This is a genomic window from Iodobacter sp. CM08 (assembly GCF_033446605.1).
GTDB lineage: Bacteria > Pseudomonadota > Gammaproteobacteria > Burkholderiales > Chitinibacteraceae > Iodobacter.
Map to the genome: position 1 here is coordinate 12,973 of NZ_JAWQUO010000034.1, position 26,668 is coordinate 39,640.

Annotated in this window: 21 protein-coding genes and 1 tRNA gene; 7 read left to right on the forward strand and 15 right to left on the reverse strand. The window is 49.6% G+C overall.

Annotated elements, in window-relative coordinates:
* Positions 1 to 175 precede the first annotated feature (175 nt).
* From miaB to R6242_RS17215, 5 genes are all read right to left on the reverse strand, one after another.
* Positions 176 to 1,510, reverse strand: a complete 1,335-nt coding sequence (miaB, locus tag R6242_RS17195) for a tRNA (N6-isopentenyl adenosine(37)-C2)-methylthiotransferase MiaB (protein WP_318429133.1) — start codon at positions 1,508 to 1,510, stop codon at positions 176 to 178.
* A gap of 178 nt (positions 1,511 to 1,688) precedes the next feature.
* Positions 1,689 to 2,015, reverse strand: coding sequence for a hypothetical protein (locus tag R6242_RS17200; protein ID WP_318429134.1), 327 nt, complete (start codon positions 2,013 to 2,015; stop codon positions 1,689 to 1,691).
* Between the two features lie 176 nt (positions 2,016 to 2,191).
* On the reverse strand, positions 2,192 to 3,334 hold the full coding sequence (locus R6242_RS17205; protein ID WP_318429136.1) for a glycerate kinase: 1,143 nt from the start codon (positions 3,332 to 3,334) through the stop codon (positions 2,192 to 2,194).
* A gap of 11 nt (positions 3,335 to 3,345) precedes the next feature.
* A complete protein-coding gene (locus R6242_RS17210; RefSeq protein WP_318429138.1) occupies positions 3,346 to 4,602 on the reverse strand; it encodes a GntP family permease in 1,257 nt (418 codons plus the stop codon).
* Positions 4,603 to 4,801: 199 nt separating this feature from the next.
* The gene (locus tag R6242_RS17215; protein WP_318429140.1) at positions 4,802 to 5,947 is read right to left on the reverse strand and encodes a sugar diacid recognition domain-containing protein; all 1,146 of its coding nucleotides are present in this window, start codon (positions 5,945 to 5,947) and stop codon (positions 4,802 to 4,804) included.
* A gap of 376 nt (positions 5,948 to 6,323) precedes the next feature.
* Here R6242_RS17215 and R6242_RS17220 point away from each other — a divergent pair, with 376 nt between their 5' ends.
* The 4 genes from R6242_RS17220 to R6242_RS17235 all read left to right on the forward strand — a co-directional run bounded on the left by R6242_RS17220 (position 6,324) and on the right by R6242_RS17235 (position 11,244).
* On the forward strand, positions 6,324 to 6,668 hold the full coding sequence (locus tag R6242_RS17220; RefSeq protein ID WP_318429143.1) for an antibiotic biosynthesis monooxygenase: 345 nt from the start codon (positions 6,324 to 6,326) through the stop codon (positions 6,666 to 6,668).
* Between the two features lie 118 nt (positions 6,669 to 6,786).
* Positions 6,787 to 7,938, forward strand: a complete 1,152-nt coding sequence (gene macA, locus R6242_RS17225; RefSeq protein WP_318429195.1) for a macrolide transporter subunit MacA — start codon at positions 6,787 to 6,789, stop codon at positions 7,936 to 7,938.
* 1 nt (position 7,939) lies between these two features.
* Positions 7,940 to 9,892, forward strand: a complete 1,953-nt coding sequence (macB, locus tag R6242_RS17230) for a macrolide ABC transporter ATP-binding protein/permease MacB (RefSeq protein WP_318429145.1) — start codon at positions 7,940 to 7,942, stop codon at positions 9,890 to 9,892.
* A gap of 2 nt (positions 9,893 to 9,894) precedes the next feature.
* Positions 9,895 to 11,244, forward strand: coding sequence for an efflux transporter outer membrane subunit (locus tag R6242_RS17235; RefSeq protein WP_318429147.1), 1,350 nt, complete (start codon positions 9,895 to 9,897; stop codon positions 11,242 to 11,244).
* Positions 11,245 to 11,260: 16 nt separating this feature from the next.
* Here R6242_RS17235 and R6242_RS17240 read toward each other — a convergent pair whose 3' ends face one another.
* Both R6242_RS17240 and R6242_RS17245 read right to left on the reverse strand, forming a co-directional pair.
* Positions 11,261 to 12,964, reverse strand: a complete 1,704-nt coding sequence (locus tag R6242_RS17240; RefSeq protein ID WP_293930853.1) for a methyl-accepting chemotaxis protein — start codon at positions 12,962 to 12,964, stop codon at positions 11,261 to 11,263.
* A 566-nt stretch (positions 12,965 to 13,530) separates the two neighbouring features.
* On the reverse strand, positions 13,531 to 14,757 hold the full coding sequence (locus R6242_RS17245; protein WP_318429150.1) for a TIGR03862 family flavoprotein: 1,227 nt from the start codon (positions 14,755 to 14,757) through the stop codon (positions 13,531 to 13,533).
* Between R6242_RS17245 and R6242_RS17250 the strand changes: the two genes are divergently transcribed.
* Entirely contained in the window at positions 14,756 to 14,878 is a 123-nt protein-coding gene (locus R6242_RS17250) for a hypothetical protein (RefSeq protein WP_318429152.1), read from the forward strand. The genes R6242_RS17245 and R6242_RS17250 overlap by 2 nt on opposite strands.
* A 205-nt stretch (positions 14,879 to 15,083) precedes the next feature.
* Complete coding sequence (locus R6242_RS17255; protein ID WP_318429154.1) at positions 15,084 to 15,977, forward strand: SPFH domain-containing protein; 894 nt, start codon at positions 15,084 to 15,086, stop codon at positions 15,975 to 15,977.
* Between the two features lie 2 nt (positions 15,978 to 15,979).
* Here the strand turns inward: R6242_RS17255 and R6242_RS17260 are convergent, their stop codons facing one another.
* From R6242_RS17260 to R6242_RS17295, 8 genes are all read right to left on the reverse strand, one after another.
* Positions 15,980 to 17,857, reverse strand: a complete 1,878-nt coding sequence (locus R6242_RS17260) for a flagellin (protein WP_318429156.1) — start codon at positions 17,855 to 17,857, stop codon at positions 15,980 to 15,982.
* A 477-nt stretch (positions 17,858 to 18,334) separates the two neighbouring features.
* Complete coding sequence (locus R6242_RS17265; protein WP_318429159.1) at positions 18,335 to 18,685, reverse strand: hypothetical protein; 351 nt, start codon at positions 18,683 to 18,685, stop codon at positions 18,335 to 18,337.
* A gap of 104 nt (positions 18,686 to 18,789) precedes the next feature.
* Positions 18,790 to 20,469, reverse strand: a complete 1,680-nt coding sequence (locus R6242_RS17270) for an ATP-binding protein (protein ID WP_318429162.1) — start codon at positions 20,467 to 20,469, stop codon at positions 18,790 to 18,792.
* Positions 20,470 to 20,488: 19 nt separating this feature from the next.
* Entirely contained in the window at positions 20,489 to 21,700 is a 1,212-nt protein-coding gene (locus tag R6242_RS17275) for a DUF4297 family anti-phage-associated protein (RefSeq protein WP_318429165.1), read from the reverse strand.
* Between the two features lie 826 nt (positions 21,701 to 22,526).
* A tRNA-Met gene (locus tag R6242_RS17280) sits at positions 22,527 to 22,603 on the reverse strand.
* 78 nt (positions 22,604 to 22,681) lie between these two features.
* Positions 22,682 to 24,022, reverse strand: coding sequence for an ATP-binding protein (locus R6242_RS17285; protein WP_318429167.1), 1,341 nt, complete (start codon positions 24,020 to 24,022; stop codon positions 22,682 to 22,684).
* Positions 24,015 to 24,548 carry a heme NO-binding domain-containing protein gene (locus R6242_RS17290; protein ID WP_318429169.1) on the reverse strand — a complete coding sequence of 178 codons (534 nt, stop codon included), beginning with the start codon at positions 24,546 to 24,548 and terminating at the stop codon, positions 24,015 to 24,017. The genes R6242_RS17285 and R6242_RS17290 overlap by 8 nt, the downstream gene beginning before the upstream one ends.
* Before the next feature lie 48 nt (positions 24,549 to 24,596).
* Entirely contained in the window at positions 24,597 to 25,754 is a 1,158-nt protein-coding gene (locus tag R6242_RS17295) for a class I SAM-dependent methyltransferase (protein WP_318429171.1), read from the reverse strand.
* 55 nt (positions 25,755 to 25,809) lie between these two features.
* On the opposite strand from R6242_RS17295, the gene R6242_RS17300 reads away from it, so the two are divergent.
* Complete coding sequence (locus R6242_RS17300; protein WP_318429173.1) at positions 25,810 to 26,547, forward strand: pteridine reductase; 738 nt, start codon at positions 25,810 to 25,812, stop codon at positions 26,545 to 26,547.
* Positions 26,548 to 26,668 lie beyond the last annotated feature (121 nt).

The window sequence follows — 26,668 nt, forward strand, 5'->3', positions numbered from 1 at the left end:
CTTTTGGCGGGAGCGTTGATGCCTATCATAAACTATGTGTGCAAGGCACGCTGCCTATGTACCATCGTTTGATGCAAGGTCTGTGTAGGGTGAGCAGGGTTTATGTGCCCACGCAGCCTTGTTTAGCTTGTGGATAGCTGGGTAGGTAATCTACCCAGCTTAAACCGTAGCTATGTTACTTCACCACTATTTCGCCCTTTAGGCTGTGTGGGAAGGTTTCGGTGATCAGCACTTCTACAAACTGATTGATTAAGCGCGGATTGCCAGCAAAGTTAACAATGCGGTTGTTATCCGTGCGGCCAGCTAGCTCTTGTAGCTCGAGGTTTTTACGCGCCATGCCTTCCACCAGCACACGTTGCACGGTGCCGATCATGTTTTTGTTTACGTCCAGCGCTAGCTCATCGATGCGGGCTTGCAGACGTCTGAGACGGGTGAGTTTTAGCTCTTCCGGCACATCATCCGGTAAGTCGGCAGCGGGTGTACCTGGGCGGCGGCTGTAAACAAAGCTAAACGATGCATCAAAACCTACATCGTTAATTAGCTTCATCGTGCGTTCAAAATCGTCTTCGGTTTCGCCAGGAAAGCCGACGATAAAGTCAGAGCTTAGGCAAATATCAGGGCGGGCATCTTTGAGTTTACGCACTAAGGATTTGAATTCCAGCGTGGTATAGCCGCGCTTCATATTCACCAGCACGCGGTCTGATCCCGCTTGTACTGGTAAATGTAAGTGTGAAACAAGTTTTGGCAGAGTGCGATAGCAGTCCACAATTCGCTGCGTCATTTCACGCGGATGGCTGGTGGTGTAGCGCATGCGCTCGATGCCCGGGATTTCGTGCACGTATTCAAGCAGGGTGGCAAAATCGGCGATTTCGCCGTCTTCCATCGGTCCGCGATAGGCGTTTACATTTTGCCCAAGCAGGGTGATTTCTTTTACACCTTGCGCAGCAAGGCCAGCTACTTCGGCTAGCACTTCTTCAAACGGGCGGCTAAATTCGGTGCCACGGGTGTAAGGCACCACGCAGAACGAGCAATATTTGCTACAGCCTTCCATGATCGATACAAAGGCCGTTGCGCCTTCAACGCGGGCTGGCGGCATATTGTCGAATTTTTCGATTTCAGGGAAAGAAATATCCACCTGAGAAATACCACTGCTGCGGCGAGCGGCAATGAGATCTGGCAGGCGGTGCAAGGTTTGCGGGCCAAATACCATATCCACATAGGGCGCGCGTTTTACAATCGCCGCGCCTTCTTGCGAGGCCACACAGCCGCCCACACCAATCAATAGATTTGGGTTTTTAAGCTTAAGCTCTCGCACACGGCCAAGATCTGAAAACACTTTTTCCTGAGCTTTTTCGCGCACGCTACAGGTATTAAACAAAATCACATCGGCTTCTTCAACATTGTCGGTCTGCGTTAAGCCTTCGGATGCGTGCAATACATCAGCCATTTTGTCCGAATCGTATTCGTTCATCTGGCAGCCGAAGGTCTTAATAAATACTTTCTTGCTCATTATTGCGTGCTCTACGTGTTAAGTTTTACTTCAAGTATCACTGATACGAATCGTATTCTTTAGTGCTTATTTAATCTCGTAGGGCGGGTGAAACCCACGTATTTCTCAGCATTGCTCGCGCGTTTTACCCGCCCTACAAGTGCTAATTATGTGCTTTCATTACTTCATTTTTAGCTGTTTATTCCGTGATAATCGCTTTCGGGCGGGCTTTTAAAGTGGCTACTTCATCATTTGTGAGCAGCCACAGCCGCCATACATTGCCCGAGGTGGCTTCAATCTGAAACCAAACGGTGGCTTGCTGCGGCATATGGCTTTGCATGATGAGCGCGTTGTTTTGCCCGTAGACGCGCAGCCCAGGGGCAGTGCGGTAAATTTTGTCGTCAATTTTAATTTCTGGGATGGCCGCGGCTTTGAGTTCGCCGAGCTGCCCATCCATAGGAATGGTTCTTGCTGCATAGCATGGGATTGCCGTAACAAGGGCCAGCCAAAACAAGCACTTATGCATGAGTTACTTTCCACGTGATGGAAAACCCGCAATGGTAACATGGTGCCCGCATTGAAAGCACCGCCATCGGGAAGATTGCCTGTTTTATGCCCAAGCCACCGTGGCGTAGTGGTGGCTGATGGGCATCAGATCAGGGTGTGTCTTGGTGGGATAAGAATGGGGATTTGCAGCTTTATTTATTGCAGAGCTCGGCCAATTTTAATTGTGGCGGCGATATTCCTAGCGCAAAGGCGTACATTTTCTTTAGCCTGTGCCAGTGCTTCTTCGATGGATACCGCGCGGTTTAAAACGCTGAATACCGCTTCAATGCCATGCTGATGCACTACGCCTACGTCGGTGCTAAGGCAGCCTGCGATGCCAATCACTGGGATATTAAAAACCTTGGCCATTTGCGCTACGCCCATGGGTGTTTTGCCGTGTATGGTCTGGCTATCCATACGGCCTTCTCCGGTGATGACTAGGTCTGCGCCTTGTAAAAGGGCGGCAAATTGTACGGCTTCCAGCACAATTTCTACGCCGGGGCGTAGGCTGGCGTTTAAAAAAGCCAGTGCTGCTGCCCCCATGCCGCCCGCCGCGCCGCTACCCTTGGTTAAGGCAATATCCAGGCCGATTTGCTCTTTAATCATGCGGGCGTAATGGCTAAGGCTGGCGTCAAGGATTCTAACCATCTCTGGCGTTGCGCCTTTTTGTGGGCCAAACACCGCCGCTGCACCCTGCTCGCCGGTGAGCGGGTTATCTACATCGCAAGCCACGTCTATTTTGCATTGCGCGATCCGCGGGTCAAGCCTAGATACATCAATTAGAGCCAGCTGGTTTAAACTGGCAGCCCCAAAGCCCAGCGCTGCACCGGCTTGGTTTAAAAAACGCCCACCCAGCGCTTGGATCATTCCCATGCCGCCATCGACTGTCGCGCTGCCGCCTATACCCAAAATAATATGCGTGGCACCGCAGTCTAGTGCGGCGAGGATGAGCTCGCCGGTGCCGTAGCTAGTGGTGAGCATAGGATTGCGTAGGGCAGGGGGAACCAGTGTTAAGCCGCTGGCTGCCGCCATCTCGATAATGGCGGTTTGGCCATCACCCGATAAGCCAAAAAAAGCACTGACACATTCGCCCAGCGGGCCGGTCACTGATTGCTGAATCATGCGCCCACCAGTGGCAGCCACTAAGGCTTCAACCGTGCCTTCGCCACCATCTGCCACGGGGATTTTTATATATTGGGCATCGGGTAGAACTTCCCTAAAGCCCGCTTCAATTTGCGTGGCAACGTCTAGGGCTGAGAGGCTTTCTTTGTAGGAGTCGGGGGCAATAATAATTTTCATAATCGCAAACCTTAAAATTTAAGCACACCAAAAATCAGCGTAGAGACAATCGTAATCGACAAACCAACCGCTGTTTCGTAAGGAATCACTTTAAGCCGCTCGGTAATGCTCATATTGACTGCCCCGCCTGTGGCGTGGAAAAAACTACCGTGTGGCATATGATCAAATACCGTGGAGCCAGCATGAATCATGGCGGCACCCGCTAAGGCAGGCACTCCCAACTCTAGCAAGGTGCTACTAAATACCTGCGCGGCCACCACGGTGCCAGCGGTGGTGGAGGCGGTGGCCAGTGACATCAGCGCACCAGATATCGGGGCCAGCATATAGGCTGGCAGGCCCGAGCCTTGTAGCGCTTCGATCAGCACGGTTTTAAGGCTGGATGCACCAATAACCCCCGCCAAGGTACCCGTGCCAAGCAGCATAATTGCAACTGGAGCCATGCGGCCTAAGCCCGCTACGGCAAATTGATTGCTGTCTTTAAAGCGGCCCATTGCCAGCGCACCCAATAAGCCACCTAAGGGCAGGGCTAACATGGGATCAATCACGACATTAAATAAAGGCCTGAGCGATAACAGAACAATGGCCACAACAGGGGCCACAATAGCGGTGGCAAAAGAAGGCAGGGCGTGGCGATCAAAGGCCACAACTTCGGCGCTTTCGACTTTGCTTCCCTTATTCACCAGCGTTTTAGCAATAAAGTATGCCACTACCAGCCCAACTAAGCCTGGCACTATCCCTGCGGCCATCACTGAGGTCAGTGGTACATGAAAGGCATCGGATGCGGCAATGGCATTGGGATTGGGCGACATCACATTCCCCGCCTTTCCCCCGCCTATCATGGCCAGCAAAATCGCCATTTTGGATAAATCGGCTTGGCGCGCAATCGCGAGGGCAATGGGGGCGACGGTAATCACCGCCACATCAATAAACACGCCGACTGCGGTTAAAATCATGGTGGCAATCGCCAGCGCCAGCAGGGCGCGTGTTTCGCCCACTTTTTTGACTATGGTATCGGCAATACTGGCCGCTGCGCCAGATTCGATCAACACCCCTGCTAGCACACCGGCCGCCAAAATACGCATCACGGCAGGGATAATGCCTTTGGCCCCACCCATCATTAAATTCACGGTGGCGCTTAAATCCACCCCACCCACAATTCCACCCACTAAAGCGCCAACAATCATGCCGTAGGCGGGCGGTACTTTTCGTAAAATCAGAAAAATGGCGACAACAAGTGCGCTGATGGCACCTAATGAACTGACTTCCATAATGGGTGGCTCCTGTTTGGGCGGAATCTTGCGATGGCTAATGAACAGGATAAACACTCTGCTACAGAGCTACTTCGTGCGGATGCCTGAAAATTTATAAAAATTAAGGCATATTTACTGGAGTTTTTTACAGTATATGGGGAGGAGTCGATGTTTTTATGCGGCGCAGTATGATGGCCTGCTGTGCCAGACTACATCGCTATGCCAGCTGTAAAGCCGCATAAAGTAAAAATCGCTCGTCGGTTTTGCTTAAGGTAAGCCCTGTTACAGCCTCAATCCGGCTTAGGCGGTAATCCAAGGTGTTGCGATGAATATGCAAAGCCTGTGCGGCTTCAACGGGGCGGGTGTCGCAGGCAAACCATGCGGCTAGGGTTTTGCGTAGCTGGCCATTGCTATCTTGCTGCTCTAGTTTTTTTAAGGGAATGCGCAGCTGGGCGGCCTGCCAGCCAGAATTTAGCCCCGCTAGCAGCACTGGCAGGCTTAAATCCTGATAGAAAAAACAAGCCCGTTCAGGATTGCGCGCTTTACCTGTTTGCAGGGTGGTCACGGCGCTTTGATAAGATAGTGCCACGGCATTGGCGGCGCAAAAATATTGCCCCAGTGCAATGCGCACACCCAATTTGCTTTTACTGGCTACGCGGGTCAGTAAATCGTGCACACGTTGCCGGTGTTCTTCCGGGTTCCAGCGGCCCTGATGATCTAAAGCGGGCTTAAGCACCACGAGTTCGGTTAAAGAAACCGTGGCAACTAGATTATCCCGCTCTGGGGTGCTGAGCAGGGTTTGTAATTCTTGTAACTCGGCTAGCGCAGCATCAATGCCTAATGCGCCACTATCTACCTCGATCACCGCCACTACGCGTGGGCGGCGGATATCCACGCCTAGCTTTTGCGCCCAAGCTTCCAAATCAGAATGCGGCGCGGCTTCACCTTTGATGAGTTGCAAAACCAGCTCTTCGCGGTAGCGGGTGTCTCGGCCTAAGGCTTGAATCAACCTTGCCTGCTCCAAGCTCATTTCGGCCGTCATCCTAACTAGCTCGCCGTAATGGCGCACCGCATCGGGCTGGCCGGTGATGCCAACCACGCCCACAATCTGCCCTGCAAGGCGCAGGGGCAAATTCACCCCGGGGCGCACGCCATGCAGCTGCTGCGCCATGGCGTCGTCAATTTCTACCGTGCGCTGCTGCGACAGCACCAGCAAAGCGCCTTCATGCTGCTGGCCGATTCTGGAGCGATCGCCACTGCCGATCAAGGTGCCGGATGCATCGATTACATTGACGTTACAGCTGATGATCGCCATGGTGCGATCGACGATTTCCTGAGCAAGGCGGGCATTGAGCAGCGACATAAAAGGCCTGTGGTAGTGGTGTGAGAGACTTATAGATGTTACTCACAACGATTATTAGTCCACGAAAAGCAACCAAATACACGAAAAATAAGTGATCAAACGTGGATGATTTTCCTCGGTTTTTTATCACGGCGCGTCGGCCTGAATTCTTGTATTTATATGATTTTGAAATTTTTTTATTAAAGCTATTCAAGGCTGATTGTAGGGCGGGTGCAACCCGCGAGCAATGCTGAATAAACACGCGGGTTTCACCCGCCCTACGATATTTATAATGAGATTGAGCAAGAGGCATAGTCAGGTAATTTAATGCCTGTTTTTCTCCGTGGTTCAATGGTTGGGTTTTGATTTGTAACATCAGTAATTAAAAGGATTTCTAATGATTGTCGTTATTTTTGAAGTGTGGCTTAGCCTAGAGCAAATGCCGGAGTATCTGAGCCTTGCGGCCAATTTACGCGAGGAGCTGATGCAGCAAGACGGGTTTATTTCGATTGAGCGTTTTAATAGCATTAGCGAGGCGGGCAAGATGCTTTCTCTGTCTTTCTGGCGTGACGAAGCAGCGGTTAAAGCGTGGCGTTGCAGCGCCATGCACCGCGATGCGCAATCGCAAGGGCGGCAGGGCGTGTTTGAAAATTACCGACTGCGTGTAGCCCAGGTTGCGCGGGATTATGGCATGGCCGAACGGGGGCAAGCTCCGGCTGACAGTGTGTGTTTACATGGTTAGGTGAATAAGAGGGTGGCTATATTTACATACAACTCCACTACTTTTTTACGACAAAAGAAGAGTTATTCCGATGTTATGCTATCCGCCTTGCCCTGTTGGCTGTAAGGAATGATGCGTGATGGTTTGGACGTTTAAGCGTTGGTCATGGCTGCGTATGCTGATGGTTGCCATCCTGCTGGCTCTGCTTGGCTGGGGAATTAAAGCGATTTTTTTCCCTAGCAAAGCAGCACCTCAATACACCACGGCAAAGGTGGCAAAGGCTGATTTAGAAAACGCGGTGCTGGCGACAGGTACTTTGCAGGCATTTCGTAAGGTGGACGTGGGGGCGCAGGTTTCTGGGCAGCTGCAAAAGCTGGAAGTAGCTCTGGGCGATAGAGTGAAAAAAGGCCAACTGCTGGCGACGATTGATCCGGAGCTGGCGCAAAACGATGCACTGAATGCCGAGGCTTCATTGGAAGGATTACTCGCGCAAAGGCAATCAAGCCAGCTGCAATTAGAGCAGGCTAAAACGGAGTTGGCCCGTCAGCAAACCATGCTGAGCCGCGAGGCCACGTCTAAGCAGGCTGTGGAAGAAGCTAGTTTAAAGCAAAGAACATTGCAGGCTGAATTAGCGTTGCGCGATGCCGAGATTAAAAAAGCTAAGCTCACGCTGGATTCGGCCAGAACTAGGCTGGGCTATACCCGCATTATTGCGCCGATTGATGGTGAAGTGGCGGCCATTACCACGCTAGAAGGGCAAACTGTGATTGCCGCTCAGCAGGCACCTAATCTGCTGACGCTGGCTGATTTGGACACCATCACCGTTAAAGCGCAGATTTCTGAAGCTGATGTGATGAAAATCCACGCTGGGCAGGTCGTTTACTTCACCACGCTGGGCCAGCCGGATAAGCGCTATTACGGCAAGCTGCGTGCCATTCAGCCCACACCAGAGAAAGTAAACAACGCTATTTTTTATAATGCGCTGTTTGAAGTGCCTAATCCTAAGCATGAGCTACGCCAAGATATGACGGCGCAGGTGGCGATTGTGCTTGATCACCTGAAAAGCGTGTTAAGCATTCCAACCATTGCGCTGGGCGTGCGGGCAAAAGACGGGCGTTACACGGTGCAGGTGGTGGGGGCAGACGGCATTGCGGTGAATCGGCAGATAAAAACTGGCATCAATAATAATGTGCAGGTAGAGGTGCTAGATGGCTTAAAAGAAGGCGATCTGGTGGTAACTGGCGACGCCGCCTCGGGTAAATCTGATACCAGCGTATCGATTGGAGCATAGCGTGCGTAAGCCTCTTTTAGAGCTGACGAATATTGTTCGCAGCTTTCCGGCGGGTGAAAGCGAAGCCGTGGTGCTGGATCAGGTGAGCCTTTGTATTCATGCGGGTGAAATGGTCGCCATTGTGGGCGCATCTGGCTCGGGCAAATCAACGCTGATGAATATTTTGGGCTGCTTGGATAAGCCTACCTCCGGCACTTATTTAGTCAACGGGCGTGATGTGTCGGGCTTAGATAGCGATGAGCTGGCAGGCTTGCGCCGTGATCGTTTCGGCTTTATTTTTCAGCGCTACCATCTCTTGCCGCATTTATCTGCGCAGGGCAATGTGGAAATGCCCGCAGTGTATTCGGGGCTGGCAAGAGCTACGCGGCAGCAACGTTCGCAAGCACTGCTCAGCCGTTTAGGCCTTAGCGATAAGCTTGAACACCGCCCTTATCAGCTTTCGGGCGGGCAGCAGCAGCGGGTCAGTATTGCCCGTGCGCTAATGAATGGCGGCGAGGTCATTTTGGCCGATGAGCCAACCGGTGCGCTGGATAGCCATAGCGGCGAAGAAGTCATGAATATCCTACGCGAGCTACACGCGCAGGGGCATACCGTCATTATTGTTACCCATGACCATAAAGTGGCCGATTGCGCTGAGCGGATTGTTGAGATTAGCGATGGCCGCATCGTGGCCGATCGTAGCAAGCCGGTGAATGCCACCGTTGAAGGAAAAATCGCTCCGCATGCAGCAGAGGCCAAATCCTTAAGAATTGTTGCGGATCGTTTTTTAGCGGCTTTAAATATGGCGTGGCGGGCGATGTCGGCTAACCGTATGCGCACCTTACTGACCATGCTGGGTGTGGTGATTGGCATTACTTCGGTGGTGTCGATTGTAGCGATTGGCGAGGGGGCTAAACATAAAATTCTGCAAAATATTGGTGAGATTGGCAGCAACACTATGAGCATTTTCCCCGGTAAAGACTGGGGTGACGATAGGGCGGGTAGCATGCGCACGCTGCTGCCTGGCGATCTTAGCGCGTTGCAGTCTATGCCCTTTGTGGATAGCGTGACGCCTAGCACCAGTACCAGCTTGCGCTTGCGGCACCGCGCTCTGGATGTCAACAGCAGTGTGAGCGGGGTAGGGGAGTTTTATTTCCGCGTGAATGGCCTAAAGCCTGCATTAGGGCGGTTTTTTAATGGTGAAGATGTGGCTCGGCAGGCACAGCTGGTGGTGATTGATGAGAACACGCAGCGTAAATTATTCGCCAAAGGTGCAGATCCACTAGGGAAGGTGATTTTAGTGGGTAACTTGCCTGCCACGGTGATTGGCGTGGCGGCAGATAATAAGAGCGGCTTTGGCGGTGGTGGGCAAAACCTACAGGCTTGGCTGCCTTTTACCACCACGGCCAACCGGCTGTTTGGTCAGCAGTATTTCAACAATATCACCGTGCGGGTAAAGGACGGCCAATCCTCTGCTGCGGCCGAGCAAAGTATAGAAAAACTGCTGACTCTGCGCCACGGCAGCAAGGATTTCTTTATCTACAACATGGACAGCCTAGTTAAAAAAATCGAGCAAACTAGCCAGATGCTAGCCTTGCTGCTGTCGATGATTGCGCTGATTTCCCTTGTAGTTGGCGGCATCGGTGTGATGAATATTATGTTGGTATCGGTGACTGAGCGAACGCGAGAAATTGGGATTCGGATGGCGGTGGGTGCAAGGCAAAGCGATGTAATGCAGCAGTTTTTAACCGAATCGGTACTGGTCTGCTTGATAGGCGGCGTGATTGGCGTGCTGTTATCACTGGGTATTGGCGCATTAGTGCAGTTTTTCTTACCCGATTGGAAAATGATTTTCTCCCTAGGCTCTTTTGTTGCCGCCTTTATCTGCTCAACGCTGATCGGCGTTTTCTTTGGCTTTTTGCCCGCGCGCAATGCCGCACGATTAGACCCCATTGAAGCGCTGGCCCGAGAATAAGCATGAAAAAAATACTTTTACTCTCGCTGCTGCTAACAGGCTGCGGCTCCTTACTTAGCCCCGAGCAAAGCGCGCCATTACCGGCTTTGCCTGCCAACTGGGTAGAGTCTTCTGCTGCCGCAGAACAGCAGAGTGGCGCGTGGTGGTTGGCTTTTAATGATGCCAAGCTCACTGCGCTGATAAATGATGCTTTGCACAGTAATGCAGATTTATCCGTGGCGGCCATTAGGCTGCGGCGTGCTCACTTAAAAGAAGGGCAGAGCGAGCACGCCGCAGCCCCAGTCTTAGGTGTGGGGGGCGGAGGCAGTATCAGCCGCAGTTTTGATCCGGTACTCAATAGGCAAAATTATAATCTGAGCGCCACGGCCAGCTATGAGTTTGATCTGTGGGGCAAGTTGGCCAGCGATAGAAAAGCCGCTAGAGAAGAAAGTATTGCCTCTGAGGCAGACCGGCAGGCGCTTAAATTGTCTATTGCTAGCAGTGTGGCCAATCAGTATTGGAGCATTGCCTTGCTGGAACAGAAGCTAGCGGCCAGTACGCTGAATTTGCAGCAGCTGCGCCAAGTATTGGAGCTGTTACGCATTAAAAACGAGGCAGGCGTACTCGCTAAAAGTGAGGTGCTGAGCGCTGAGCAAGGCTTAATCAGCGAAGAAGCCAACCATACCCTGCTATTACAGCAGAGAAAAAGTGCTTTTTATAGCCTGAGTCTATTATTTGATCGGCCACCGCAAAGTTTTACGCTGGCCGGTGCCAGCCTGCCGCAGGGCGTTTTACCTGTGATTGCAGCTGGGATACCGAGCGAGGTTTTAGCTAGACGTCCAGATTTGCAGGCGATGGAGGCCAGATTAAGAGCTAGCCTTGCGCAGATTGATATCGCCAGAGCGGCGTTTTACCCCAGTATTTCGCTCACATCTAGCTTAGGGAGTAGTAGTTCTGCACTGGCAGAGCTGTTTCAGAACCCTTTGGCCTCTGCTGGGCTAAATTTGGCGCTGCCATTTATTGATTGGAATAAGCATCAGCTGAATCTGGATATCACGCGTACGCAGTATGAAGAGCAGCTCACCATCTTTAGACAGACACTCTATAAAGCGCTGGCTGAAACCGAGCAGGGGCTGGATGCCAGAATGCGCTTGGCAGAGCAAAACCAGCAGTTGGCACGCTCAGCGCAGCTGGCTAGTAAGCTAGATGATATTGCCTTGGTGCGCTTTGAAGCGGGGGCCACAGATATCCAGCCATGGCTGGACGCTAGCGCCCGCCGCCGCAACGCCCAAACCAGCCTGTTGCAAAACCGCTTTGATCAGGTGAGCAATCTGCTGGCGTTATATAAAACGCTGGGCGGGGCGGTGGAGTAATTGCTTTAAGCCAATGCTAAACCAGATGGAACTGTTTCATTTCTGCCGACAGCGCTTTAGATAGCTCGCGTAGGCGGCGGGCATTGCCTGAGGCTTTTTCAACGGCGCTGCTGCTGGCTGAGGCCAACTGAGAAACACGGTCGATATTATCTACAACCTTATTGGCCTCCTGTGACTGTTGTTGCAGCGAGTGGCTGATATCGTCAATAACGCTACTCATTGCCCCGGCATCAAGGCGAATTGTTTCTATAGCGCTGCCTGCTCGGCTGGCAAGCTCTACGCCGATTTCGACTTTGTTTACACCATTATTCATATGGACTGCCGTGTATTCGGTGCCTTCTTGTATTTTGCGCACCTTATCGGTGATTTCTTGTGTGGAGCTGGCGGTGCGTTCGGCAAGTTTGCGAACCTCATCTGCAACTACGGCAAAACCACGGCCTTGCTCGCCTGCGCGTGCGGCTTCAATTGCGGCATTTAAAGCCAGCAGATTAGTTTGGTCGGCAATATCCCGGATCACCTGCACGATAACGGAAATCTGCTGAGCATGGCCGGTTAGCATGGCTACGCTGCCGGAGGCTTCCTGCACCGTAGCCGCGATGGTTTTAATGCTGTCTACCGTTTCACGAATCACTTGGTCGCCACGCGTTAAGGTCTGGCTGGAAGAGCGGGTCATTTCACTGGCATTGCTGGCATTGTTTGAAATCTGATTAATGCTGCTGACCAGCTGCTGCACCGTTTCTCGCATGGCTAACATTGAATCTGACTGAGTTTTAACCAGTTCTTCCGCATCATTAGATGCGGTGCTGATTGCATCCGAGCCATTCTCAATTTCTTTAGCAGCGTCTGAAACCTGCTGCATGATATGGCTTAATTTAAGCTGCATATCGGCCATCAGAGCCAGAAAACTTTCGGGGTCACGCCCGCCAGATTCAATCCTGTGGGCAAAGTCGCCGGCAGCCATATAGGCAATGTGCTGTCTTGCTTCCTCTACTGTGCCGCCTACGGTGTTGCGCAAAGCCACAAAGGTACGCCACAGCATAAACAGGGTTACTAGCCCGACTATGATAAAGGCCACTTTAGCAATGCTGGCCAGCTGGTTAGCATCCTGCACGGCTTTTTCTGTACGGCTTTCAAGCAGGGCATAAAACTCATCAATAGGCTGCATGATTTTGGCTTTGTTGGTGTGGTAGTTCTTATCGTGCATCATGGCCCGCGCCTTGGCATAGCCTTCTTCTGCGCCTTCTCCGGTTTTTTTGACGAGGCCCATGGCCTCTACTTCAGTATTGACTAGGCCATCTGAGTTCTTTTTGGCTTCGGTGAGTTTGCCAAATTCCTGTTCGGTAAAGCCCAGCTCTTTCATCATTTCTAATAATGGGCGTTTTACGCCAGAATCGGCCCTAGGGGGCGTGCCCGTGGCCGCTACAAAATCCCAGTAGATGCGGTTGTAGTTTTCTGGGCGGGCTTTTTCGCCATTACGAATTGCCAGAATATCCATATATTGCCGCTCATAAGCTGGGTCTCTCGATACCACATAGGTGCGTGCCAGCCGAGTTAAATCATCGGAAGACTGGCGTAGTTCATCGGCAAGCAGATAGGACTGATAGCGTTGCAAATTAGCGCTGTCTACCCTGAGATGCAGGCTGACATAGACGGCAAATAAGATAACCAGCGCAATCAGGCAAGCGATGGAGATCATCAGGTTTTTTTGGAAAGAAGACATTTTGCACCACCCATTTAAAATTACTCACTCATGCTTACTATGGATGAGCAGCCATCACAAAGCTGCCAAGCTCCTGTTTTAGCTGACAGCAGGTCATGGGCAAGCATAGGGAACTGGTTGGTATTTTTTGCACCAGATGGCGTTGCCGCTGAATAGTGCAGCAATCACTTTGTAGACAAGTATTTAGCTAAAGGTGGTTGTGCGTAAGTAAATGAAGAGGATAGGGAGCGAAGCTAGCTACAGAGCCTAGATGGCAGCATCTGCTTAGGTGGGTATTTGTCAGCTTAATATGGGCGTTTTATGAGTTATTTTTAAACAAAACCAGCTCAGGTAATAGAGGTTTTGCCTTGCCTGAGCTGGTTTTTGCTAAAAAGAAGCTTGGCGACACGTTATGAAGATGATTTTTACGTCTGGATTTTATAGAGAACGAAGAGGGGCACTAGCAATAGAGCCAGAATTAATTATTTACTACTTACGTAGAGCCTTATTTATTGCAATGGCTAAAGCAAGCATATGCTGCCTTAGCCGCAGAGCATGTGGGCTGGCCTACATGGAGGTCTAAAATACTAAAGGTTTTTCAGCCATTCCAGTGCCGACAATCCAGATTTGCGGCCGCTGGCCATGCAGGCGGTGATTAAATAGCCGCCGGTGGGCGCTTCCCAATCCAGCATTTCGCCCGCACAAAACACCCCTGGTATTTTTTCTAGCATCAGCTCAGGGGTCATTGCTGCAAACTTCACACCACCCGCGCTGCTGATCACTTCATCAATTGGGCGTGGTGCAAGTAGCTTGAGCGGCAGGCTTTTAATGGCTGCGGCTAGTTTATCCATATCATTAAAGTCATCGCGAGAGATCTCTTCGCGTAGCAGGCCTGCTTTTACCCCTTCAATACCTAGCTTGCGGCGTAAATGGCTGGCCATAGAATCGGCACCGCGTGGGCGCTTTAAGTCTTCTAATACCCGCTCCAGTGATTTGCCTGGGGCTAAATCAAGCAAGATATCGGCGCTGCCATTGGCTTTAATCTCATCGCGAAAAGCCGCTGCGAAGGTGTAAATCAGGCTGCCTTCAACACCGCCCTTAGTCAGTACAAATTCACCTTGTTTACGCTGGCCTTTAAATTCAATGGCAACGGCTTTGAGTGGCGAGCCAGCGAAACGCTCGCTTAAGTGATCGCTCCAGCCAATATCAAAGCCACAATTGGCAGGCTCTAATGGTGCAATATCTACGCCGCGCTCGCTAAGGAGGGGCTGCCACTTGCCGTCGGAGCCTAGCTTGGCCCAGCTTGCACCGCCCAAAGCTAGCACCGTTGCGTCACAGTTGCGGCTGATTTCGCCATCGGGCGTATCAAAGCGCAGCAAACCCGCGTCATCCCAGCCCAACCAGCGATGCCGTACGTGGATTTTTACGCCGCTGGCACGCAGGCGAGAAATCCACGCTCTGAGCAGGGGGGCGGCTTTCATTTCCTTAGGAAACACGCGGCCCGAGCTACCCACAAAAGTTTCGACCCCAAGCCCATGCACCCACTCTTGTAATGCTTCATTGCCAAAAGCCGCTAGCAGAGGCTGTAGCTCTGCACTGCGTTGGCAGTAGCGGGCCAGGAAGGGCGCGGCGGCTTCGGAATGGGTGATATTTAAGCCGCCTACACCGGCGAGCAAAAACTTGCGCCCCACTGACGGCATTGCATCATATAAATCGACTTCTACCCCCCCTTGGATGAGCATTTCGGCGGCCATTAGGCCAGCAGGACCACCACCAATAATGGCGACAGATTTGCGGGAAGTAGGAGTTGTCATGATGAAGGGCCTTACAGGTAAAGCCCCCAATTTTGCTGAATGGGGGCGGATAGAGCAGCGATACAGCGTGCTTAAAGCGATTATTGCGGTGTATGCAATGCGTGAATTCGCTGCATTTTAGCAGATTAAAGCGGCTTATATTGCCGGCATAAGTCAGCAATATTGCAGTGGGGATTTGGGGGTGTTGTATTTTTGGCGTGTTTGTTGTAAGTAAGGAATCGTAAGCGTATAAAGGCGGCAAGCGATGCTGTGTGCATAGTTGCACCGCCGCGATGATTCGTTTTCCTGCGGTCTTGAAAAATTAAAAAGAGACAATGATGAATATCATGAGTATTTTTCAGCACCTGCGTGTATTGATCGGCCTTGCTGTTATTGCCATATTATATTTTGCGCTGCATATCTTTGTGGCATCGGTTTCGGCCAATCATGTGGGGGTGGAATTTAATCGCATTGATGGCAAGGTTGAGCCAATTCCTTTATCCAGTGGCTGGCATTTAATTGGCCTTGGCACCAGCGTAATGGAGTTCCCCACCTTTACCCAGACTTACACGTGGACAAAATCGGCCACTGAAGGCTCGCCTACAGATGAATCCATGAATTTTCAAGTGGCATCCGGTATTGTAATCAATGCCGATATCAGCATTTCTTATAGTATTGATTCGGGTAAAGCCCCTGTTTTGTATCAGAAATATAAGCGCGGCTACGAAGAAATCACCAGCCAGATTATCCGTAACGGCATTCGCAATGCGCTGAATAATTACGGTACTAAATACGATGCCGAAGGGCTGCTATCTGGCGGCAAAATTAAGCTGGCCGAAGAAGTGCGCACCAAGATTAATCATGAAATGAATCAATACGGGATTATGGTTGAGCAGTTTGGCTTTGTGAACGAGCTACGGCTGCCAGAAAATATCCAGACCGCCATCAACGCCAAGCTGCAAGCCACCCAAGAGGCTTTAAGATCAGAAGCCATGCTGCGCAAAAATCTTGCCGACGCCGCCAATGCGGTGGCCGTTGCAAAAGGCCAAGCCGATGCCAAAATCGCTGCAGCGCAGGGCGATGCTAGAGCCTTAGAAACCGTAGGTGAGGCCATTAAAAAATACGGCGCAGAAGCCGCGCAGCTTAAAAACCAAACACTATGGATAGAAAAGTGGGATGGGCAGCTGCCTACTACCAGCTTAGGAACCAATACAACGGCGATGATCGGTGTGGGCAAATAAGCTCAAAGCGCACCTTTGAGCAGGGCCATCACCATATAGGGGGTGGTGTTGGCCTGAGCCAGCATCGCCGTGCCTGCTTGTTGCAAGATATTAGCGCGGGTGATGCTGCCTGTTTCAGCGGCAAAATCCGCATCTTGAATGCGGCTGCGCGATGCGCTTAGGTTTTCTAGCGTGTTTTGCAGATTAGATGCTGCGGCAACAAAACGGTTTTGATAAGCCCCCAAGGCACCACGGGCGATATTAACAATATCCAGAGCACTATCTAAGGATGCAATCGCATTTTGCGCACTGGAGGCCGTTAAAGTATTGAGTGAAGTGATCCCAACGATCGAAGCGATGGCGATAGCGGCGGTATTGCCTGCTGTCATTCCTGCGCTTTCTGGTGCGGCCCCGGCGATAGTAAGGCCTTCGGTGCTTAAACTAGAAACACTAATGGTGCCGCGATTGGCCGCCGCACTGCCGCTGCTACTGGCGGCACCCGCTATATTGCGGGTCACAGAGCCAGCGTTGCTGGAGATGGACGTGCTGGATGAGCCAGCTGCATTATCATTGAGCACCACCGTGCCGCCGCCGTCCGCAACACTAAAGGCGCTAAGCGCTGCAGCCGTAAGCGGATTTGATTGGGCCATAGAGATTGCGCCGCTAAGCGCCGATGATACCGTTGCCGCGTTATTGCTTGCGCCAGCAATATTTAAATCTACGTGATTGGCATCGACCACCGCAGAAGCCAGCCCAGAATTACGCACGGTAAAGCTAATGCCATTCACCGCAAACTGCGCGCCAGCCCCCACATTATTCGCAATATTAAAGGTGTTTTGCGCCGCAACGGCTGCCGTTCCTTGAGTGCCTACCATGCCTGCGGATAGGCCACTTTGGCTGAGAAATGTGGCTTTGTTTGCCGCCGTAGCAGCGGCATTGGCTGCCGTGCCACTTAAACCAATATTAATATTGCGGCCATCTGCCGCGCTCAGCGTCACAATACCCGCATTGGCCGTTGCGCTGACGCCCGTTTGGGCCGCCGCTCCTTGGATGGCCGCTGCAAAGTTTGCGCCTTGGCTGCTGGCATCGGTGCCCGCGCTAACGCCACCAATATCCACACCATTAATATTAAAGCCTGCAATCGCCGTAAATGAAGAAGGCGCGGCACTTATCAGCTTATTTGCATTGGCGCTAGCGCTTACCCCCGATGTAGCCGTGCTGGCATTGATGGCTGCCGCTAGCGCAAAAGCACTATCCGCCGCCTGCCCCACCGCCGCCCCTGCGGTTGAAGCATCAATAGCAAAATTATTCAGTTTTAAGTCGCCCGCGTTGAGCGAGGCCGTGACCACGCCGCCCGTTACCGTCGCCTTAAATGAAGAGCCGGTGCTGCCCAAGTGCGAGGTTTGCATATTGCTGATGGCGCTAATGCTAATCGTATCGCCTTGATTGGCCCCAATATTAAAAGTGCGGGCATTGAAACTGCCGTCGAGCAATTTAATGCCATTAAAATCCGTGGCGCTGGCAATGCGCTGGATTTCTGCACTGAGCTGCTGCACCTCATCATTAATCAACTTTCGATCTGAGCTAGAGATTGGCCCATTGGCGGCTTGAACCGATAGCTCGCGCATACGCTGTAGGCTGTCTGATATCCCACCCATTGCCCCTTCGGCGGTTTGCACCATAGAAATACCATCATTGGCATTACGAATCGCTTGGCTGCTACCGTTAATTTGGGAAGTCATCCGGCTACTAATGGCCAGCCCCGCAGCATCATCTTGCGCACGGTTGATCCGTAAGCCAGAGGAAATCCGGCTCAGAGAAATAGCCAAAGCGCTCTGCGACGTACTCAAATTACGTTGAGTATTCATCGCCACCAAGTTGGTATTAAGATGAACTGCCATCGTTCTATCCTGATTTATCCGCCTCATGCCCCATAAAAAAAAGCACGCGCCTCAGGCCCTTGTTGATCTAATTCGCGGTTTTAAAACCAGCATCAGCAAGCAGCGTATTTAAACTTTTCTGCTTACATCAACTAAAAAAATACGCCTAGCTGACCATTTTAAAAACGCAATTAAAGCCATCGTCATCCGCTATATCGGACAAAATGTGGAGGACTTAAGCGTATTTTGGTGGGGCCGTAGAATTAACAATCACAAGATGTTCACCACGAATCATGGGCCAATGATGTGCTGAAAGACCGTTATTTAAAGCGTGCCAATAAGCTGCTGCTTGAAATGGGCGTACTCACCTCCGCCAAAGACGGCAGGGCCTTAGCCCAAGAAGTTAAGTGGCCGCTCTAACATCGGGGTGTATGTAGTCAATCCGTCCATGCTATACGGAGGATGAATAACGCCCTCTCTGCCCAGCCAGAATGCGGCTTAAGCGAGAATCATCGGCACCGGCAGCGTTTCTATCTGCGCCCGCAAAGGCTCCGCCACCGGCTCAATTAAAACCAGCCTTTCCCTGCCACAGCTGGGAGGTGCGGCTGATATGGCGGCAAGTGCTGAATAATGTTGCGGACTTTTTAGCGTGTTCACATGAGGACAAAGTGTTTCTGTTTGCCCAAATAGAAAATCCCGGCTTTTTATCAGCGGTGCTGGCGATTGCAAAAGGCTACCAACTGGCCCCGGCCCAATCATTGGCATTTTTAGAGCAGCCCATTCATTAATCCGTATTCCCAGCGCTGGGGCCTTTGAGATAACGAATAGAATGAATGCAATGCAGGCCATAAACGTAAAAACCGCTCAGGCCAGAGCGGTTTTTTACGACGATATTTTTTTATCAAAAAGCTTTTAAAAATGGGTACTCATTGTTCAATGTAACGGAGCGGCCATTATTTGTACCATTCCGCTTTTATTTCCGCGATATCTATGTATTTCCATCCCTCTTTCCAAAGCTCCCAATAAGGAATGTCATTTGACGAAGGGGAAGGTTTACATGGGTTCATCTGGATGATAGACGGTAAAATTATCGACTCACCAACCAAAAGAGTCTCTCCTTGCTTAAATGAGGCCATCTTATCAATCAAAGACCCCAATGAGTCCGGTAGTAGCTTCTTCACATATCCCTGATCTACTGGATTGGTGAGTCGCATCGCGATGAAGTTGTTGCACTGAGAAAAAATCGTTTCCGAAATTTCAGAGGGCCGCTGGCTTGCGAGAAGTAGAGTAACCCCGTATTTTCGGCCTTCCTTTGCAATCCGTTCAATAGACATTTTAGAAGAACGGTATTTCGAAAGTTCACTATTAGGAACGTATTTGTGAGCCTCTTCATATACTAAGAGTATTGGCACATCGTTGTTGATTCTCTCTTGTGGATCTTTTGCACACCGAAGGCGTTTATAGATATATCCATATTCAAATATCAACCGCGAAATCAGAGAAACTGTAATGCTCAGGACTTCAAACGGCACGCCACTTAGGTCAATAATAGTTACATTCGAGCCTTTTTCCTTAGAATAACCAAGCAATGTTTGAAGCGTTTCTTCGAACGTGATTGTCTTGGATTTTTCTCCTAAGAAAAAATCAAGCCTGCTATCGTTAACCTTGCTTTCAAGCCGATTAACAAAATTCGTCAGCTTTCCGTAAAGGCTGCCTTGCGTTAATTTAGGTTTATCCTTCTTAGCTCCAGATGCATATACCTCACCTGAGTCGATGAGCTCGATATTTTTTTCTTGGGCATACTTAAGCACTTCTTGGATATCAAACAAAATCGGCGAATCCAAATGAATTTTCTGTTTTTCCTCATCAGAACCTTTGAACTTATCTCGACGATCATTAATGATTGCCTCCTTGAAAATATTTCTCTGATTGTGATCATTTGCCTCCGTATCAAGAAAAAACTCTTCTAATTCCTCGCTGTTTAGCATCCAATACGGCAAAGTCAAATTGGAAATGTCGATAAAATTGGCATCAGGGAAGGCCGACTTATACTCGGAATGGATATCGAAAATAATTATGTGCGAGTTATTAAGAGCGAACCCCTCTTTTTTCTCTTTGACCGCTTGTTGAATAATCGTTGCAAGAGTATGTGATTTTCCAGACCCGGTAGAACCAACAACTGCGATGTGCTTGTTAAAAAACTTATTCCCATTAATTGGCACATTCACTTTTTGATTGGAAGCTAGTGTTGCAAAGCAGAAGCTTTCAGCAGAAGTGACAGAATCCTCATAGATTTTCTTTATATCCGCAATTGTTGCAGGCTCGACTTTCTTCGGAGGAATCGCAAGTGAATCCCCCCCTCGCTCAAATTTTCCATTCCGAAGTATGCCAAGAGGGAAGGCCTCAATAATGTAATCCCGCTTTCCTGCGTCACTGACTGCTATCTGAAAATTTTCAATAATTGCTATCAGGGTTGCATTCTCATTGTCGGCAATTTTCAAATACGATCCGACCTTTAAGGACTCTTCTGCAACCTTGAAATTTTCAAGGTTATCTACGACGATTCGGACTTTATCAGGAAAGACAGCGATTACTTGTGCATTAATACTGGCTTCTTTAGTTTTCTTTTCCATTTTCATCTCATCTGAGTAGTTAGATTATTGCCTTAATGTCGGAAAATAGTTCCACTTGGATCTTCACAAAGCCTACAGATGGATTAGTTGACTCGAAGTAGCTTTGGCCAAAGTGGAATTGGAAAACCTTCCTAGTCTTTGTGATCGTACTCAGAGTTTCCTCTAGATTGCGTATTGAGTTTAAAATTTTGGCTCTAACACCATTGTCATGATCAGCCTTCCGTATTATTGAATGCACATTGAAGTCTGCATTTTGATAATCGTGTCCGTCGATAAACTTAAACTCTTCCACATGTAGATCTTTTTTAAGTGCGAGCAACTCGCCATCTGAAATGCCATGAATATAAATGTAAGGACAAAAAGATACTGGGTCACGCTTGGATAGCTTCGACCATTTTTCTGAAAGTATATGAATGAGCTCTTTCAAATCATCACGCATATACATCTGCGGGTTTGTTTCTATGAGAAAGAAGCGCTCAAAGGGGGAGATATTAAGTTCTGTAAAGTACTCTTTACGGAGCGCGGCCAAGTAAGCTTTCTTCCCTTTTCTCTGAATAAACCATTCGTTGAAAAGCACTCCCGAAGTATCTAATTTTTTAAAAAAAGCCTTTTTTGTGATCGTTCTATCTGCAGGGGCAGGCTGGATTGAGAGCTCTCGAATTATGGCAAGTGCATTGCTATAGAAATAAAATTCGGCGGAGAACGCCTTACAACTAAATGCAGTTTCTAATTCCCGAATAACCGCCCTATATTGAACGTCTAGCTCCTCCGCTTTAATATCCACTGTAAGCAGAGTTAGGAATTCGCCCAAGTCGGTGTCGTTAAGGCTTAGTTCATCATGATGGAGGTGTTTTTCCCCTTTGTCTGTATAAGTTAGAAAGTTATCTTTCAAGAACTTAACATCAATTCCTCCATCTAGTTTGTGCTGTCCAGATGCATAATGTCCTCGGATGGCATACTTAACTTTAGGCTTTAATCCACTCTTTACTTCTTTAAAGTGGGATAGCATATACATCACAGCTTCTTTAATTACCGAATGGTTGTATTCAGTTTTTGCGTAATACTTACACTGGGTTGCAGTCAGCTCAGTTGCTGTCCGAATATCAATGTCTTCAGTACACTCTATTTCTATAGAATCATCAGGGTTTATAAGGCGCAATATATTTAAGATTGAAAGATCAAACTGGTAGAAATATCCTCGAATAGTGTCAACAGCACTTCTATCTTTCATTTTATCTCCCGCTTTTTGCAAAAAATATCAATTCAGTAGATTAACACGTAGGGTGAATTTTAAAGTAAATTGTTGGTCGGTTTTTTGTAATTTATCAATGTTTTATTATGCCGCAGAGCTGGTAATTTTTAATGGCGAGAATTTGCAATAATATTGAGCATAGGCGAATAGTTTTAGTGTCCTTAAGTCTATTAAAAAAGCAGAGTACTAAAAAATTATTAGTACATACAATTATTGTAAAAATATAACCATTTTTTTCTAAATAGTTTATTTTATTACGACTTCCGTTTGTTATTAGACTGGTCACACAAAAAAAACACTCCAACCCTCGCCCCGACGTGCTGCCGTGGCACACAAGGGGAATTCCTTCGCACTGCATTTTGCCTATTTGAACATTGTAAGAGTTGAATTATTTTATTGGCGTATTGAATAATTAAAAATCTAAATTTCAGCTGAAATATTTAGCAGCCAATCTTTAAGCAGAGGCATAGTGAGGGGGGTAATATGAAGTCATACCCGTCATGCCTTAAGCACATGGTCGCTCTTAAAATAGAGATAGGCTATATGGTATTGGTGGCAAATGGGGCACTTGCTATCAAAAGCTAAAATGCAACGCGAGCATATTCCTTTCCATTATCTAACAGCGCGATTTGATGGGGGAATGCCCTTAAAAGTTGATTGTTGGTGTGTAGATTTGATACCAACAAATATACCAACAATGGAGGCTGGCTTTGTCGGTACTTGGGTGAACGACGGCTAACGTAAAAAGCCCCGCAATCGTTAGATTTGCGGGGCTTTTCTCTCTGGTTTGCACCAGAGAAGTATCTGGTGGCTATGGCGGGACTCGAACCTGCGACCCCAGCATTATGAGTGCTGTGCTCTAACCAACTGAGCTACATAGCCTTAAAGAGGGACGCATTATGGTTTCTTTTATTTTAGCTGTCAACACTCTTTATGAGAATTTGGCGACATTTTGTGGTTTTATTTTTTGCTCGCTTGCGGCGCGGTAGGGACTTTGGTGATGGCTCTGCTGATAGCAGCTTGAATTTGTTCAAAATTAAATGGTTTTGCGATGAAATCATCCATGCCCGCCTCAAGGCAGGCGCAGCGATCGTCAATGAGTGAATTGGCGGTGAGGGCGATAATCCAAGGCTGGCCATAGCATTCTGGTTGGGCGCGGATGGCTCGGCAGGCGCTTAGCCCATCTAAGATGGGCATGGATAAATCCATTAGCACAACGGGGAAACGAATGATTTTTAGCATTTGCAGCGCCGCTTCGCCGTTGTCTACCACGGTGGCCCGTGCACCGGCTTGCTCTATACAGCGCTGAGCTACAAATTGATTGACTGCGTTGTCCTCTGCAATAAGCACATGCAAATCTGGCGGCAGTTGGGTGGGGATAGCTTTGCTAGAGCGGGTAGGCGTGGTGCTATCGCTGCTTTGTAGGGGTAAATGGATTAAAAAAATGCTGCCCGATCCGTACTCGCTTGTTAGCTGGATATCGCCGCCCATCAGTTCGATGATGCGCGAAACAATGGCCAAGCCTAGGCCGGTGCCTCCATATTGGCGGGTGATCGTGCTATCGGCTTGTGAGAAGGGTTTAAATAAAGAATTGATCTGTTCTTGCCTGATGCCTATGCCGCTATCGCTAATTTTAAGCGTGAGCGTTTGTTGCGATTGCTCAGCAAGGATGGAAACATAACCATGCTCAGTAAATTTAATCGCGTTGCCTAACAGGTTTTGTAAAATTTGCCTGAGGCGTAGCGGGTCGCTTTTGATCCACTGTTCAACATTGTTGTTGATTTCTAATGTAAGCGAGAGTTGTTTTTTGCTGGCGATAGGCTGGTAGAGCTTGACGATATCGTGCAGTAATTCCGGCAGGTTAACAGGGGTAGATTCCAGCATCATTTGGCTGGCTTCTAGCTTGGAGTAATCCAGAATTTCGTTAATAAGGGTTAAAAGGGAATCGCCGCAGCGGCTGAGTGTGGCCAGCATGCTGGCTTGGTCTGCGTTAAGTGGGCTGCGTTCTAGTAATTGGGCAATGCCCAAAATGCCATTCAGCGGGGTGCGAATTTCGTGGCCCATGATGGCCAAAAAGCTACTTTTTGCCCGCGTGGCAGCTTGGCTGGCATCAAGGGCGGCTTCTAGTTGCTGCGTTCTTTGTGCAACCCGTGCTTCTAGCTGATCGGCTAGTTTTTGCAAAGCTTGGTTGGCAGTGTAGAGATCTAGGCTTTTGGCTTCTAGCAGCGCTTCGGCCTCTTTGCGGGCCAGTCTTTCTCTTTGGCTGCGTTTTTGTAGCCGCTGTAGTTCTTGCTCATCCATAGCGGTTTAATTTAAAGAGATCGAAATCAGCGTGATTTTCTGTGCTTAATGTAATGGGTTGGCCAAAATAGCGGATACAGCCGGTGAGTAGGCCTGCAGCAAAGTCGCCCATTTTTCGGGGTGAATTGTATTTAAGGATGAGTGAGTTTGGGCTTAAGCGCTCGGCAGTAAAGTGGGGTAACTCTGCATCGGGGTAAAGCTTGAGCACTTCGGCGTGAATGATATGTTCTATGCCCTGTAAAAAGTCTAAAGGGTCTTGTACATCGGTAAAAAACGAGGGATAGAGCGCTACAAACCGGCCAAAAAGATGTTCACCAAAGATATGTAAGAGCTTTGCAACGGGTAATTGGGATTTTTCGCTGAGCGCGTTGACTAGACTGATGATTTCGCTGTGCTGATAAGTGCCCACCGCCGTGTAAACGCCGCCAGATGGCAGATCAGTTTCATCTAGCAACTGATCTGCCATTGCATCGCCCCAAGTTTGCTCAACAAGCTCTAGAAACTCAGTAAAAATAATACCTTTCATGAGAAGAGCTCCGTGGTTGCGTCTCCCCAATATAGAAGCAAACTTTACTTAAAGCTCGCCCGAGCGATCCCGCCCGCCTAGCCCTGGGGCAGTTTTGCCTTGTAGCTCTTTAGAAAAGGCAATCACTTTGAATAGCTCACCCATTTCGGCATTGCTGGTGAGCTTTTGCAGGGCGGTCGACATTCTTAGGTATTCCACACTGCCGATTTCCATTTGCGCGGCGCGGTCTAAAATCCCTGTGTCGATCAGGTAGCTGGCTTGTGAGGTATATCCTTCAAGGCTTAGCCCCGCTTGATCGGCTGCGCGGTAAATTGCTGAGAAATCCACGTGGCAGGTGAGATCAGTCAGGCCAGGAAAAAAGAAAGGGTCGTGAATACTGTGGTGGCGGTAATGGCCTATCAGCGTGCCCATGCTGCGCTCTGGGTGGTAAAACTCGGCCGCGGGGAAGCCGTAATCGATCAGTAGAATCATGCCAAATTGCAGGCTGGCCGCCAGTGCGGTAATAAACCCCTGTGCTTCTAGCTGGATTTCGGTGGTGTATTGCGGGATATGCGGAAAGGGCTCGCAAGCCACCTCTAAGCGTAAATTATCCATAGCACGATGCTCAAACGCTAGATCGCTGCCGTTTTCAACCACGCCGCATTGCAGCCAGTTATAGCCGTCAAAGCGCACTAGCTCGCAGGGCATGGCATCCAGCACTTCATTGCCAACCATCACGCCCACAAATTGCCTAGGTAATTCATCTAGCCATTTAGCCTTATGGGCTAGATGCGGCACTAGGGTTTGCAGCGTTTTACGCTGGCGCTCGCGTAATTCGCCTGATAGCTCCAGAATAAAGTATTCGCTGGGTAAGGCATCAAGGCGCTCTAATTCTAGTAAGATTTGCGCGGCAAGTTGGCCGGTACCCGCGCCAATTTCTAACACATCACCACCACATTCCTGTAAGACATGTTGGATGGTGCTGGCAACGCAGGTGCCAAATAGTGGCGAGATCTCTGGGGCGGTAATAAAATCGCCTGCTCCACCAAATTTGGCCGCACCCCCGCTGTAATAGCCAAGGCCAGGCGTGTAGAGCGCCATTCGCATATAGTCAGCAAAAGAAATCCAGCCACCGTTGGCATGAATCGCTTGGCGGATCTGTAAGATTAAAGCCTGGCTGGCTTGCAGCGCTTCTTCAGATGGCGTGGGGAGTTGCGGATTAGTCATCGGGGCTGGAAAATCGTAGGCATAAAAACAATATTGTATGGGGCGAGGACAGAATATGCAGCACAAAGTAGTTTTGATTACCGGTGGGGCGAAAAGAGTAGGCGCAGGTTTGGCGCGATATTTGCACGCCCGTGGCTGGCAAGTGCTGCTGCACTATCGTTCATCTGCACTTGCTGCTGAGCAGCTGGCTGCTGAGCTAAACGCCATTCGCCCCGCATCTGTTGCACTGGCGCAATTAGATTTATTAGATACCGCCAGATTGCCGGAGTTAGTAACGGCGGCCGTAGCCGCTTTTGGGCGTTTGGATGCGGTGGTGAACAATGCCTCGTCATTTTTCCCCACACCGATTGGCGAATTTAGCGAAATGGCTTGGCTGGATTTACTTGGCTCCAATTTAAAAGCCCCTTTGTTCCTTGCTCAAGCCGCTGCAGCTGAGCTTAGAAAAACCGGCGGTGCGATTGTCTCGATCACCGATATCCATGTCGATCGTCCTTATAAAAATCATACGATCTATACCATCGCCAAAGCGGGCCTTGTGGCGATGACCAAGTCGCTGGCCAGAGATCTAGCCCCTGAAGTGCGCGTGAACGCCGTTGCCCCAGGTGCCAATATCTGGCCCGAAGGTGAATCGGTGTTTGATGATGCCGAGCGTGAACGTATTATTGATACTATTCCTCTCGCCCGTAACGGCAGCCCCGATGATCTGGCGCAAGCCATCCACTTTTTGCTGGAAGCGCCTTATTTAACGGGGGTGATTTTACCGGTGGATGGGGGGCGGAGCGTGGTGTTGTAGGGCTTCTCTTTGCAGTGAAGATCTGCCCTTCGTCTTTGTGTTGCGTAAATAAAATCCCCGCAATATCTACGGTAATCCGCTCTAATCGGGTAAAATCCGCATTAATTCAAGAATCTACAGC

Coding starts and splice junctions, on each gene's coding strand:
- R6242_RS17220 (WP_318429143.1), top strand. CDS start 6,324: ATGATTGTCGTTATTTTTGAAGTGTGGCTTAGCCTAGAGCAAATGCCG.
- macA (WP_318429195.1), top strand. CDS start 6,787: ATGGTTTGGACGTTTAAGCGTTGGTCATGGCTGCGTATGCTGATGGTT.
- R6242_RS17215 (WP_318429140.1), bottom strand. CDS start 5,947: ATGTCGCTGCTCAATGCCCGCCTTGCTCAGGAAATCGTCGATCGCACC.
- R6242_RS17295 (WP_318429171.1), bottom strand. CDS start 25,754: ATGACTAATCCGCAACTCCCCACGCCATCTGAAGAAGCGCTGCAAGCC.
- R6242_RS17275 (WP_318429165.1), bottom strand. CDS start 21,700: ATGAAAGATAGAAGTGCTGTTGACACTATTCGAGGATATTTCTACCAG.
- R6242_RS17200 (WP_318429134.1), bottom strand. CDS start 2,015: ATGCATAAGTGCTTGTTTTGGCTGGCCCTTGTTACGGCAATCCCATGC.
- R6242_RS17245 (WP_318429150.1), bottom strand. CDS start 14,757: ATGACAACTCCTACTTCCCGCAAATCTGTCGCCATTATTGGTGGTGGT.
- R6242_RS17285 (WP_318429167.1), bottom strand. CDS start 24,022: ATGGATGAGCAAGAACTACAGCGGCTACAAAAACGCAGCCAAAGAGAA.
- R6242_RS17205 (WP_318429136.1), bottom strand. CDS start 3,334: ATGAAAATTATTATTGCCCCCGACTCCTACAAAGAAAGCCTCTCAGCC.
- R6242_RS17255 (WP_318429154.1), top strand. CDS start 15,084: ATGAGTATTTTTCAGCACCTGCGTGTATTGATCGGCCTTGCTGTTATT.
- R6242_RS17290 (WP_318429169.1), bottom strand. CDS start 24,548: ATGAAAGGTATTATTTTTACTGAGTTTCTAGAGCTTGTTGAGCAAACT.
- R6242_RS17270 (WP_318429162.1), bottom strand. CDS start 20,469: ATGGAAAAGAAAACTAAAGAAGCCAGTATTAATGCACAAGTAATCGCT.
- R6242_RS17300 (WP_318429173.1), top strand. CDS start 25,810: ATGCAGCACAAAGTAGTTTTGATTACCGGTGGGGCGAAAAGAGTAGGC.
- R6242_RS17210 (WP_318429138.1), bottom strand. CDS start 4,602: ATGGAAGTCAGTTCATTAGGTGCCATCAGCGCACTTGTTGTCGCCATT.
- R6242_RS17260 (WP_318429156.1), bottom strand. CDS start 17,857: ATGGCAGTTCATCTTAATACCAACTTGGTGGCGATGAATACTCAACGT.
- R6242_RS17265 (WP_318429159.1), bottom strand. CDS start 18,685: ATGGCCTGCATTGCATTCATTCTATTCGTTATCTCAAAGGCCCCAGCG.
- miaB (WP_318429133.1), bottom strand. CDS start 1,510: ATGAGCAAGAAAGTATTTATTAAGACCTTCGGCTGCCAGATGAACGAA.
- R6242_RS17240 (WP_293930853.1), bottom strand. CDS start 12,964: ATGTCTTCTTTCCAAAAAAACCTGATGATCTCCATCGCTTGCCTGATT.
- R6242_RS17235 (WP_318429147.1), top strand. CDS start 9,895: ATGAAAAAAATACTTTTACTCTCGCTGCTGCTAACAGGCTGCGGCTCC.
- R6242_RS17250 (WP_318429152.1), top strand. CDS start 14,756: ATGATGAAGGGCCTTACAGGTAAAGCCCCCAATTTTGCTGAATGGGGG.